General features: G+C 71.3%; 13 protein-coding genes. 9 read left to right on the top strand and 4 right to left on the bottom strand.

From position 1 onward, the window contains the following. Positions 1-64: 64 nt before the first annotated feature. The gene (locus LPA41_RS08850; RefSeq protein ID WP_229069448.1) at positions 65-1,069 is read right to left on the bottom strand and encodes a hypothetical protein; all 1,005 of its coding nucleotides are present in this window, start codon (positions 1,067-1,069) and stop codon (positions 65-67) included. Positions 1,070-1,385: 316 nt separating this feature from the next. Between LPA41_RS08850 and rsmD the strand changes: the two genes are divergently transcribed. The 9 genes from rsmD to mutM all read left to right on the top strand — a co-directional run bounded on the left by rsmD (position 1,386) and on the right by mutM (position 7,668). Further along, positions 1,386-1,949 (top strand): 16S rRNA (guanine(966)-N(2))-methyltransferase RsmD, encoded by a 564-nt coding sequence (rsmD, locus tag LPA41_RS08845; RefSeq protein ID WP_229069447.1) that lies wholly within the window; start codon positions 1,386-1,388, stop codon positions 1,947-1,949. Beyond that, positions 1,946-2,425 (top strand): pantetheine-phosphate adenylyltransferase, encoded by a 480-nt coding sequence (gene coaD, locus LPA41_RS08840; RefSeq protein ID WP_229069446.1) that lies wholly within the window; start codon positions 1,946-1,948, stop codon positions 2,423-2,425. The genes rsmD and coaD overlap by 4 nt, the downstream gene beginning before the upstream one ends. A 138-nt stretch (positions 2,426-2,563) precedes the next feature. Then, positions 2,564-3,061 (top strand): hypothetical protein, encoded by a 498-nt coding sequence (locus tag LPA41_RS08835; protein ID WP_229069445.1) that lies wholly within the window; start codon positions 2,564-2,566, stop codon positions 3,059-3,061. An 87-nt stretch (positions 3,062-3,148) separates the two neighbouring features. Beyond that, complete coding sequence (locus tag LPA41_RS08830; RefSeq protein WP_229069444.1) at positions 3,149-3,712, top strand: DUF177 domain-containing protein; 564 nt, start codon at positions 3,149-3,151, stop codon at positions 3,710-3,712. A gap of 4 nt (positions 3,713-3,716) precedes the next feature. Next, entirely contained in the window at positions 3,717-3,890 is a 174-nt protein-coding gene (gene rpmF / locus LPA41_RS08825) for a 50S ribosomal protein L32 (protein ID WP_229069443.1), read from the top strand. Between the two features lie 111 nt (positions 3,891-4,001). Next, entirely contained in the window at positions 4,002-4,886 is an 885-nt protein-coding gene (locus tag LPA41_RS08820; RefSeq protein ID WP_229069480.1) for a phosphate acyltransferase PlsX, read from the top strand. After that, positions 4,879-5,619: a ribonuclease III gene (gene rnc, locus LPA41_RS08815; protein ID WP_229069442.1), complete on the top strand. Its 741-nt coding sequence runs from the start codon at positions 4,879-4,881 to the stop codon at positions 5,617-5,619. Before LPA41_RS08820 ends, rnc begins: the two co-directional genes overlap by 8 nt. An 8-nt stretch (positions 5,620-5,627) precedes the next feature. Next, complete coding sequence (locus tag LPA41_RS08810; RefSeq protein WP_229069441.1) at positions 5,628-6,809, top strand: mannosyltransferase family protein; 1,182 nt, start codon at positions 5,628-5,630, stop codon at positions 6,807-6,809. Positions 6,810-6,819: 10 nt separating this feature from the next. Beyond that, positions 6,820-7,668 (top strand): bifunctional DNA-formamidopyrimidine glycosylase/DNA-(apurinic or apyrimidinic site) lyase, encoded by an 849-nt coding sequence (gene mutM, locus LPA41_RS08805; protein ID WP_229069440.1) that lies wholly within the window; start codon positions 6,820-6,822, stop codon positions 7,666-7,668. A 35-nt stretch (positions 7,669-7,703) separates the two neighbouring features. On the opposite strand, the gene LPA41_RS08800 is transcribed toward mutM, so the two are convergent. Genes LPA41_RS08800 through LPA41_RS08790 form a run of 3 tightly spaced genes read right to left on the bottom strand, consistent with a single transcriptional unit; the run spans position 7,704 to position 11,262 of the window. Next, complete coding sequence (locus tag LPA41_RS08800) at positions 7,704-8,270, bottom strand: spherulation-specific family 4 protein (protein WP_229069439.1); 567 nt, start codon at positions 8,268-8,270, stop codon at positions 7,704-7,706. After that, the gene (locus LPA41_RS08795; RefSeq protein WP_229069438.1) at positions 8,267-9,745 is read right to left on the bottom strand and encodes a hypothetical protein; all 1,479 of its coding nucleotides are present in this window, start codon (positions 9,743-9,745) and stop codon (positions 8,267-8,269) included. Before LPA41_RS08795 ends, LPA41_RS08800 begins: the two co-directional genes overlap by 4 nt. After that, on the bottom strand, positions 9,742-11,262 hold the full coding sequence (locus LPA41_RS08790; protein WP_229069437.1) for a DUF3492 domain-containing protein: 1,521 nt from the start codon (positions 11,260-11,262) through the stop codon (positions 9,742-9,744). The genes LPA41_RS08795 and LPA41_RS08790 overlap by 4 nt, the downstream gene beginning before the upstream one ends. Positions 11,263-11,799: the final 537 nt, after the last annotated feature.

Genomic DNA, 11,799 nt, shown 5'->3' with positions numbered 1-11,799 from the left:
GACATCGAGATGTCGGCGCGCCCCCCGGTTGTTGCTGTGCCTACGTGGTGCGGTGGTGCGGGGATCAGGCGGTGAACTTCACCTTGCGGCGACGCGCCATGACGAAGAGGAAGGCGCCCACGGCGAGCAGAGCGGCGGCGCCACCGGCGATGCCACCCGCGGCCGCACCGGTGACCGGCAGACCGCCGCCGGTGCCACCCTCACAGTCCTCGGCCTGCTCGAACGGGATGGTGACGGTCTCCGAGAAGGTCTCGCCCTCGGCGGTGACGGAGATGGTCAGGTTGACCGAGAAGCCCTCGGTGGCGCTGAACTTCTCGCTCTTGGCCTCGCCCGGGTTGATGGTGACGTTGCGCACCTCACCCTTGCTGGTCTCGTACTTGAGGTCGATCGGGAACCCGTTCTCCGGGTTGTCGAGACCGATCGTCATGGTGTCGCAGGTCGCCTCGAAGATCGGCTGCGGCTCACCCGGGATCTCGTCGACCGGGATCTGCGGCTCCTCCGACGGCGGGGTCGAGGGCTCCTCGGAGACCGGCGCAGACGGCTCCTCGACCGGCGCAGACGGCTCCTCGACCGGGGTCGACGGCTCCTCGACGGGCGTCGACGGCTCCTCGACGGGGGCCTTGCAGTCGCCGACGAAGACGACCTTCTCCTTACCCGTGCGCGGGTACTTCTCGTCCTTCTTGGTGTCGAACTCGATGCTCACCGAGAGTTCGGAGAAGGTCTTGCCCGAGGCGCCCGGGACGCGCTGAATCGCCTCGATGTACTTGTTCGTCTCGTAGCCGAACTCCTCGGCCACCTTGTACTCGGGAACCGAGCCGGCTTCGTCCGGCGTACCCAGAGTGTTGGTGACGTTGGTGAACCGGAACTTGTCGACGCCCGCCGGGGCGTGGCCGAGAACCTTCCAGGTCACCACCCAGTCACCGGTCGCCACGTCGCACTCGGCGGAGCCCTTGAGCTGCGCGTCGTGGGCGTGGGCCGGCGAACCGACGAGGGTGATGCCGGTCAGGCCGAGAAGGGCGCCAGCGGCCAGAGTGGCCGTCCGGCGAAGCGGGGACTGGGACAGGTTCACGCCTAGCTCCTGTGTAAGGGGTCAGGAAGTCGGAGCGCGAGGAGCTTGCAGATGTCGCCGGTGGACTGAACGCGACACTTGCGACGACGCCTCCCCGCGTCATCGGCGGGGACGATAGAACGGACCCGCAACGTCGCCCGACCATAGTCACTTCCCGAGATCAAAGAAATCCCCCAGCGGCCGCTAAGCCGCTTGATATCAATCCGAGATCTTCCATCTACCGAACGGAACGGTGCCGTCGCGTGCAGTGCCCGCGACGAGGGAAATATTCATGCCGGGGTGGCTTGTCCACGGTGGTGAAGTAGCGTCGCCTGTGATGACGAGGATTATCGCGGGCACTCTGGGTGGTCGCCGGCTGTCCGCTCCGGCCGGTGCGCAGACAAGGCCCACATCGGACCGCGTACGCGAAGCACTTTTCAGTTCCCTCGACACCATGACGGACATATCCGATGCGAGGGTCGCTGACCTTTATGCCGGATCTGGCGCGGTAGCCCTGGAGGCCCTGTCCCGGGGCGCCGCACACGCGCTGCTCGTCGAGGCGGACGCCCGGGCGTCCCGGGTCATCCGTGACAACGTCGTGGCCCTGCGTGTCGGACCGGCGGCCCGCGTGGTCACCGGCAAGGTGCTCCAGGTGCTCGCGAGCCCACCGGACGGCGGACCGTACGACGTGGTCTTCGCCGACCCGCCCTACGCGCTCGACGCCGACGAGGTCGACGCCGTGCAGGAATCCCTGGTGGCACAGGGCTGGCTCGCGCCGGACGCCGTCGTGGTCTTCGAGAGATCTCGTCGAAGTGGCCCACTGAGCTGGGTGGACGGCATCGTCGGCGAACGCACCCGGCGTTACGGGGAGACCACTCTTTGGTACGGTCGCCGATCATGAGACGAGCGGTGTGTCCAGGCTCCTTCGATCCGGTCACCAACGGGCATCTCGACATCATCGGACGGGCCAGCCGGCTCTTCGACGAGGTCATCATCGGAGTCCTCATCAACCAGTCGAAGGTGGGACTCTTCACCATCGAGGAACGACTCGAGATGCTGCGCGAGTCGACAGCGGAGTACGGCAACGTCCGCGTCGCGGCGTTCCACGGCCTGCTGGTCGATTTCTGCCGCGCCCAGGGCGCCGCCGTGGTGGTCAAGGGGCTGCGCGCGGTGAGCGACTTCGACTACGAGTTGCAGATGGCGCAGATGAACATCGGCCTGTCCGGTGTGGAGACGTTGTTCATGCCGACCAACCCGACGTATTCGTTCCTGTCGTCGAGCCTGGTCAAGGACGTGGTCAAGTGGGGCGGCGACGCGTCGTCGTACCTGCCGGACCCGGTTCTCGAACGTCTGATCGGCCGTCTCAAGCAGAACTGACCGTCTCGGCGCGCCGAAAACGGGTGCGCCGGTGACGCAGTAACGTGATCGGTCCACGCCGTGATTCGCCACCGGTCCGACCAGGGTGGCGGGCGTGGTGGTGGAACGCGCAGCGGACACGACAGGAGTGAGGTGGCGGTGGATCCTCTCGACCGCATCGACGAGATCATTGATTTCGTGCAGGACGCGCGCTCCGTTCCGATGTCCCGGACGAATTTCATGTTCGACCGCGCGGAGATGATCGACCGGCTCGAGGTCATCCGTGCCGAGCTCCCGTCGGAACTCCGCAAGGCCGCCGCCGTGCTCGAGGAGCGCGACCGGATCATCGAGGCCGGCCGCCGCGAGGCCGACCGGATCGTGAGCGAGGGCGAGGCCGAGCACGCCCGTCTCGTCTCGGTCAACGAGATCACCGTCTCGGCCGAGCACGAGGGCGCCCGGATCATCGCCGAGGCGCGGACCGAGGCGCAGCGGCTGCGCGAGGAGGTCGACGACTACGTCGACACCGCCCTGCAGAACTTCGAGCAGTTCCTGACCCGAGCCCTGGCGTCGATAGAGCGCGGCCGCGACAAGATGCACGCGCTGCGCGAGATCGGCACCTTCCAGGGCGAGGACGCGGAGCGCCCGCTGCCGTTCTGAGACGCATCCGACCCCGGCCCGATTCGACGGCGTCCGGCAAGCTCAGGTAATGTTTTCGGTCGGCCTACCTATGGCTGAGGAATCATGATGCCCAAGTCACCACAGAGCCACCTGGACCCCAGGCAACCGCTGGTCGTCGACACGACGAAGCTCCCGCGGCAGCCTGGTGCGACGCGTGCCCTCAAGCGGGTGGTGCCGGCGCCGGCAGACCTCGGTCTTGAACTGATCTCGGTCCCCGAAGGCTCCGACCTAGAGCTCGATCTGAGCATGACGTCGGTCTCCGAAGGGGTCTACATCACGGGCACCGTTCGTGGCTCGCTCTCCGGCGAGTGCGGCCGATGTCTCAACGAGATCGACAAGTCGATCGAGTTCTCCCTGGCGGAGCTGTTCGCATACGAGGACAGCACCACCGAGGAGACCACGGACGACGATGAGGTGGGTCGGATGCAGGGCGACCTGCTCGACCTGGAGCCGGCGGTTCGGGACGCCATCGTGCTGACCTTGCCGACCAACCCTCTCTGCCGGCCGGACTGCCCAGGGTTGTGCCCCGAGTGCGGGGTGCATTTCGACGACCTTCCGGCTGGTCACAGCCACGAGGACGCCGATCCCCGCTGGGCCGCTTTGCGCAACCTGACGAAATCTGAGGAGTAGTACCGTGGCCGTCCCCAAGCGCAAGATGTCGCGCAGCAACACCCGCTCGCGCCGGGCGAACTGGAAGGCGACCGCGGTGATCACCGCGGCCTGCCCCCAGTGCAAGTCGCCCAAGCTGCCGCACACCGCCTGCTCGGTCTGCGGCACCTACAACGGCCGCCAGGTCCTCGAGGTCTGACGTTCCCCGTTGACGCGCCCGATCATCGGGCGGGTCGCACCGGAGCGATGGCGAACAAACGGTGCAGCGGCTCCCGGACAGCGGACTGTCGGGGAGCCGGGCACCGCGCGGATCGCCGTCGACCTCCTCGGCGGGGACCATGCTCCCGCCGTCGTGGTTGACGGCGCTCTGCGCGCCGCTCAGGCCGATCCGTCCCTGCACCTGACTCTCGTCGGCCCGGCCGAAGCCGCCGACGCGGTTCTCGCCGCCCTGGACCCGGCGGACCGGCAGCGCATCACCACGGCCGGCGACGGCACCGTCCGCGACGCGGCCCGGGTGCTCGCCGAGGGCCGTGCCGACGCCCTCGTCTCGGCGGGGGACACCGGTGCCACGGTCATCGCCGCGGCACGTGAGCTCGGCCGCTGGCCGGGCATCCGGCGCCCGGCCCTGGCCGCGGTCCTGCCCACCGCCGCCGGCCGGCTCGTCCTGCTCGACGTGGGTTCGTCACTGGACCCGGACGCGGAAACCCTCGCCGTGCACGCGCGCCTCGGTGCCGCGTACGCGTCCATCGCCCATGATCTGACCGCGCCCCGCGTCGGTCTGCTCACCATCGGCACCGAACCCGGCAAGGGTGATCGCCTGCGCCGTGCCCTCCCGTCGCTGCTCGCCGCCCGCCCGCTGCCCGCCGGCGCCCGGTACGCCGGCCTGGTCGAGGGCAGCGACGTCGTGCTCGGCACCGCCGCCGACGTCGTGGTGACCGACGGGTTCACCGGGAACGTCCTGCTCAAAGGCCTGGAAACAGCCTTCGCCCGCACCGGGCCGCCTTCGCCCGGTGCGTCCCTGCCGCCACGTGCCGCCGTCCTGCTCGGGGTCGGCGGCACGGTCGTGGTCTGCCACGGCGCGGCCACCGGTCCCGACCTGGCCGCGGGCATCGCCTTCGCGGCCGGCCTGCATCGCCGCGACTCTGTCGCGGCCATCGCCGATCTGCTCAGATACAGCGAGGTATCGCATGATTGACAAGCGTCGCCGCCCGTCCACCGAGCCGCTGGAGGAGGCGTTCGGCGTCCCCTTCAAGCCGGAGCTGCTGGAACGCGCGCTTACCCACCGCTCGTACGCCTACGAGAACGGTGGCCTGCCCACCAACGAACGGCTCGAGTTCCTCGGCGACTCGGTACTCGGCGTCGTGATCACGTCGGCGCTCTTCCACAACCACCCGGACCTGCCCGAGGGGCAGCTGGCGAAGCTCCGGGCCAGCGTGGTCAACATGCACGCGCTCGCCGAGGTGGCGCGGGGTCTGGGCCCGCTGGGCCTGGGGCCGCACCTGCTGCTCGGCAAGGGCGAGGAGACCACCGGCGGGCGTGACAAGGCGAGCATCCTGGCCGACACCCTGGAGGCCCTGCTCGGCGCGATCTACCTGGAGCACGGGCTGGAGATCGCCAGCGAGGTGATCCACCGGCTGTTCGACCCGCTGATGCTGGAGTCGGCGAGCCGGGGCGCGGCCCTGGACTGGAAGACCAGCCTCCAGGAACTGACCGCGGCGCTCGGGCTCGGCGTGCCGGACTACGAGATCGAGGACTCCGGCCCGGACCACGCCAAGACGTTCACCGCGTGGGTCGTCGTGGCCGGTGAGCGCTACGGCGGTTCCGAGGGCCGGAGCAAGAAACAGGCCGAGCAGCGGGCGGCCGCGGCGGCCTGGCGCACCCTGACCGACCGCGCGGAGGCAGAGGAACCGGCCCCGGACGTGCCATGATCCCGGGCGTGGAGAGCCAGACGATGACTCCGGTCACGGAAAAAGACCGTCTCTGGGACAAAGCGGGCGGCGGCGCGGGTGTCGGGACCGCCCTCGGCATCCTCGCGCTGACCCGGGTCGGCCAGCTCGTGATGATCTGGTGGCTGGGGGGCGCGACCGCGGAGCCACGCAGCGTCTGGGACCGGCTGCTGATCTGGGACGGCGGCTGGTTCCTGCGGGTGGCGATGGACGGGTACCCGCGCGGCTACACGTACGACGCCGCCGGTGTCCTGCAGGGCAACGAGCTGGCCTTCTTCCCGGTCTACCCGATGCTGATCCGGTTCGGCGCCGCGATCGGCCTGGAGCCCGCCACCGCCGCGATCCTGGTGGCCTGGCTGGCGTCGATCGGGGCCGCGATCGCCCTGCACCTGCTCGGCACCAGCCTCTACGGCAAACGGGCCGGCTGGGCCCTGGTGGCGATCTGTTGCTCCGCGCCGGCGTCCGTGGTGCTGTCGATGGCGTACTCGGAGAGCATCTTCCTGGCCCTGGTCGCCGGCATGTTCGTGGCCGCGCACCGCCGTGTCTGGTGGGCCGCCGGCATGCTCGGGCTGCTCACCGCGCTGAGCCGGCCCACCGGTGCCGCGGCCGCGCTGGCCCTCGCGGTGGCCGCCGTGCTCGCCGTCCGGGAGATCCGCAGGGCGGAGGGCCGGATCGCCTGGGAGCCGCTTGTCGCCGCCGCGGCAGCCCTGGCCGGTGTGCCGCTCTACCTGGGCTGGGTGGCGTGGCGGGTCGGCGAACTGGACGCCTGGTTCAAGATTCAGACTGCGGGCTGGGGCACGTCGTTCGACTACGGCGCGAGCACTGCCGCGTTCCTGACCACCACGCTGCGCTCCGGCGACGGCTGGATCCCGATGAGCGTGGCGCTGATCCTGCTCGTCGCCCTCGCCGCCGCGGTCGTCGCGCTGACCGGGAGACCGTGGCTGCCACTGGCCGTCTACGGGGTGGTGGCGATGATCCTCGTCTACGGGCAGGCCGGGTTCTACCACTCCAAGCCACGGCTGCTCCTGCCCGTACTGTTGACGCTGTTGCCCGCCGTGGTCGCTGCCGCCCGCGCACGTCCCCGCGTCGCTGTCCTGTCGATCACGGCGTGGGCGCTGTTCGGCCTCTGGTACGGCGCCTACCTGGTAACCGTCTGGCCCTACACGCTGTAAAGGACCCGCAGTGCCCGAGCTTCCCGAGGTCGAGACCGTCCGCATGGGCCTGGCGAAATGGGTGGCCGGCCGCACCATCGACACGGCCGAGGTCCACCACCCGCGCGCCATCCGCCGGCACCTGCCCGGTGACGCGCACTTCGCCGCGGTCCTCGCCGGCCGGACCATCCTGGACATCTCCCGCCGCGGGAAGTACCTCTGGTTCCCGCTCGACTCCGGCGACGCGATCATCGGGCACCTGGGGATGAGCGGTCAGCTGCTGATGCAACCCGCCGATGCCCCCGACGAGAAACACCTGCGCATCCGCTTCACGTTCACCGACGGCGGCCCGCAGCTGCGCTTCGTCGACCAGCGCACGTTCGGTGGCCTCTCGGTCTCCGAGGGTGGCGCCGAACTGCCCGGCGAGATCTCGCACATCGCCCGCGACCCGATGGACCCGCTCTTCGACGACGAGGCCTTCGCGGCCCGGCTCCGCGGCCGGCACACCGAGATCAAACGGGCTCTCCTGGACCAGTCCCTGATCTCCGGCATCGGCAACATCTACGCCGACGAGGCACTGTGGCGGGCCAAACTGCACGGCGCCCGGCCCACCGACCAGCTCACCCGCCCGGCCGTGCGGCGCCTGCTGGCCCACGTCCGGGACATCCTCGGTGAGGCGATCAGGGCCGGCGGCACCAGCTTCGACGAGCTCTACGTGAACGTGAACGGCGAGAGCGGCTACTTCGACCGGTCGCTGCACGCCTACGGCCGTGAGAACGAACCCTGTTCCCGGTGCGGGGCCCCGATCCGGCGTGAGCAGTTCATGAACCGGTCGTCGTTCAGCTGCCCGCGCTGCCAGCCCCGCCCCCGGCTCCGCTGACCGATCACCGATCACCGCCCCGGCGGGCGCCTCGCCTAGTCGGCGGCATGGGCGCCTCGTCCGGAGACGACCACGCTCATGTTCGGGCTGAGGTCCGTAGCCAGCCCGAACCCGGCACCGCGCCGGCCCATCAGGCGGCGGGCCGCGGTCAGGAGCTCCGGCGGCACGCCGTGGACGATGTGCCCGTCACCGGGGCGCACCCCGTCGCCGTCCCAGTCCCGGTAGGCGGACCACGGGCCTTCGAACGAGCAGGTCCGCACGCCCAGGTCGCGGTAGAGCGGATGCGGCGGCACCCCGGGGTTCAGCACCACCCGGTGCAGCCCGCGCCGGGCCGCCAGCCGGACGGTCAGCGCGACCGGGCCGACCCCGCCGGAACCGGCCGGCGCCCGGTCCAGGAACAGTCCTTCGACGCCGTCGGCGCGCCAGGCGTCCACGTCGGCCAGGACGTCGGCGAGGGAGCGGCTGCCCCAGTCGAGGTCGATGCGGCCCAGGGCCTGGTGCAGGGTGCGGCGGTCGCCGGGCTGTTCGCGGACGATCCAGGTGTCGGCGTCGAGTTCGAGCGAGGGAGACGGGTGGGCGTACGAGGGGAACAGGGTCTTCACGGCGTCCTCCGTAGGTCAGCGGCGGTCAGGGCGACGAGGAACAGGCCGGCCAGATGTGCCGCGCCCAGCACGGCGACGGCGGCGGGCATCGGCCCGGTCGGTGGGGGGAACAGGACGATGACGGCCGCGGCCAGGGGTGGCACGGCGGCCAGGGTCGCGGCGATGCCGGTGCGGGACCGGGCCGCGAGCAGGAAGGTGACCGCGAACACCCCGCCGAGCAGGGTGCCGGCGGCGAGGGCCAGCAGGGTGCCGCGCGCGGCCGGCAGCTGGTGTGCGGCGAGGGCGAGTCCGCCGCCGAGGGCGAACGGCGGCAGCAGGCCGGCCAGCGTGATCACGGTGATGTTGCGGATGTGCCGGTCGAGTTCGGCGTTGCTCTGCGCGGAGTCGAGGCCGGCGTCGACGCGTTCGGTGTGCCAGCCGATGATTGCTTCCAGGAGCGGCACGGCGAGCAGCACCGGCAGGGTGCAGACGGCCGGCCCGGCGTGCCAGAGCATCGACACGCAGATCGCCTGCGCCGCACCGACGATCAGGTAGGACATGGCGCGCCGGCGATCGGTTCCGGTCAGCCGGCGGCGGGCGGTCCGGCTGAGCAGCACGGCAGGGCGCAGCGCGCGCACCGCGACGGCCACGATCGCCGCCGGTAGCAGTGTCCCGGCGGGCACCGCGGCGGCCCAGGTGATCCCGAGGTCGGGGGCGGTGGCGAGCAGGGCGAGCAGCCAGCACGGCACGTACCATGCGGCGACCGCCCCCTCGGATCGGCTGACCAGGGCCGCCGTCACGCTGCCGAGCGCGAGGAGCCCGAAGACGCCGACGCTCGCGGCGAGCGCCCGGTCCGGCCCGAGCAGCGCGGCCGGCGCGATCCACACGAGCGCGCACCACAGCCCGATCACGGCGAGGAAGCCGGTGCCGACGAGCCGGGCCGCGGCGGCCGGCCCGGTCCGTCGCGCCACGGTCACGCCCATGCTGGTCAGGGCCTGCGCCGCGCCCCAGCCGAGCAGCAGCACCGCCACCGGGACCGGCCAGCCGACGCGACTCAACGCGGGCTCGGCGACAAGCGCCGCGCTCAGCGGCCCCAGATAGAGACAACAACGGATCACCGCGGTGGCGAGAAAGCCGCGGTCGTGCGCCCGGCGGCGCTTTCCGGCGTACGAGTCACCCTCCTCCAGCCCGTCGAAAGAGGCGTCGTCGAGCACCGCCTGCAAGGGCATCGCTGAGACTGCCCGCGCGGGCGCCACCGGCGGCACCGCCGGCGCGAGGTGTTCCCGGCCGGCGAGCGTGCGCGGTCGTGGCAGTTCGGCCGGGTACTGCCCGGCGTTGCGCTGCCGTGCCTCGATCGCCGCCCGCCGCGGTTCGGCCGACGACGCGGCCGCGCGCCGCCGGTTCCGGTTCCGCGCCGAGATCGTCGATCCGCCGGTGCTGCGGACCGGAATCGCCCGCCCGGTCCCGCCCGCCCCTCGCGGTCCTGTGCTCGTCATGCGGAGTTCTCCCCGGTCAGCCAGCGCACGGTGGCCGGCGTGGTGGTCCGTGGCGCGGTGCGGCTGAGCGCCAGTTCGAAGGCCGCCGCCGGTGGTGGCGCGGCCAGGTCGGTGTAGAGGGCGCCGTAGACGCGTACCACCCGGTCGACGGTGAAGTGGCTGAGCGCCCGCTGCCGGGCGGCGTCCCCGAAGGCACGCCGGCGGCCGGGGTCGCGCAGCAGGGCGACGACGGCGATGGCCAGTTCGGACGGGTCGTCCGGCTGCACCAGCAGCCCGGTGTCGCCGAGTGTCTCGGCCGCCGGCCCGACGTCCACGCCGACCACCGGCCGGCCGGACATCATCGCTTCGACGAGGCGGTACGGCGGGTCCGCCGGGCCGGGCACGTGCGCCACGACCTGTCCGACCGTGTACCTGTCGCGCGGGTCGGCAGGCAGCGGGTGCAACCGGACGGCCCGGCCCAGACCGGTCCGTTCGATCTGCTGGGCGCAGTGCTCCTCGTGGGCCGCGGTGACGCCGACCAGGTGCAGCACGGTCCCGGGCACGGCGGCGGAGATCTCGATGAACGCCTCCAGCACGAGACCGAGCCCGCTGTCCGGTCCGCCGCTGCCCGCCCAGACCACGGCCGGGGCCTCGCTGAGTTCGGCCGCGCCGGGGTAGTCCCGCGGGTCGACGCCCGCCGGTACCTGCACGAGCCGGGTGGGCCGGGCGCCGTGCTCCAGCGCCCACCCGTGGTGGTACGTGCTCAGTGGTGCGATGAGCTCGGCCTCCGCATACCCGGTGCGGGCCACCGCCGTGCGGAACCGCCGCAGCACGGTCCGTACCGCGATCGACAGCCGGTCCTCGGCGGGCCGCTGCCGGGGCACGGGTGCGCGCGCCTCGGTGAGCAGCAGTGGTGTGCCGCTGCGCCAGCGACCGGCGAGCGCGGCGAGCAGCGGTGTCGTGCCGCCGACGCAGTGCACCAGTTCCACCTCGGGCAGCGGCACGTTCAGGGCGCGCATGGCGTGCCGCAGCAGGGTCGCCGCGGTGCGCGCGTCGCGGACGCTGAGCCGGGGCAGTGGTGCGCTGCCGGTCTCCGGCGCTGTCTGCCGCCCGCGCCACGCGTCGAGCAGCGCGTCGGCGAGCGGCACGCCGGTGAGCGGGTCCGGGGTGCCGGCAAGTCCGGCGATTCGCCGCAGCCCGTCGGCGAACTCCGCGGTGACCGGGTCGTCGTCGCCGAGCAGCCCCCGGCAGAGCAGGGCGGCAGCTTCGGCGGCGCCGTCGGGGGCGGCGGCCCGGCGGCGTTCGGACCGGGCCGGGTCGCGGCCCAGCGCGACGGCACGCGCCGAGCCGACATTGAAGGGGAGCGGGTACGCAGGCGCGGACGGTAGTTCACGGTCCGTGACGGTCAGCAACTCGAAGCGGAAACGGCGCAGGCCCTCGACGAGGGTCCGGCACCAACCACCGAGGGCATCCCGCCGGTATGGGTACCCGCCGCCGGTGAGCAAGCAGATGCGCTCGCGGGACGGGGTCGGATTCACGGTGGAGGCAACGACGGAGTCTGCCGGAGTCGGCGGAGTGAGTCAGCTAGGCGACAGATTTTCGTCCGTTTTACACCTATATGTCTGCCGTCTTTGCCCGATTTTGCCCGGAAGGGTCATTGATGTACCCCCGGCGCGACGGGAAAAGCGGCCGGCCCGGACCCTCAGGTGCCGCCAGGCGCGGCCGATGGGTGGTGTCGACGTTCGGCAGGCGGGAGGGATCTGTTCGGCATGTGGACCATCGGCAAAGTGGCAGATGGCGTATAACCGCAGCTCAATAGCATTGGTGGTGTGATTCACTGAGAAGAAGCGCGCCACCGCGAACGCCTCGGCTTGACGGCGGATGGGTATCGGCGGACTATGGAGTTGTCGCCAGTCGCGCCCACTCATGCCCCGGTTCATTCGTGGCTTGAGCTTCTGCACCTTGATGAATTCTGTTGCTCAGCGGGCAGGATTCTGTGCTCACGCGTGCCCGTGAGTCCGGTGCTGCACCGATCTGGGCGCACGTTGGCCGCCTTTCCGGCAACGCATCACAAC

The organism is Actinoplanes sp. DH11 (genome assembly GCF_020873875.1).
GTDB lineage: Bacteria > Actinomycetota > Actinomycetes > Mycobacteriales > Micromonosporaceae > Actinoplanes.
This window is presented reverse-complemented; position numbering and strand designations above follow the sequence as displayed.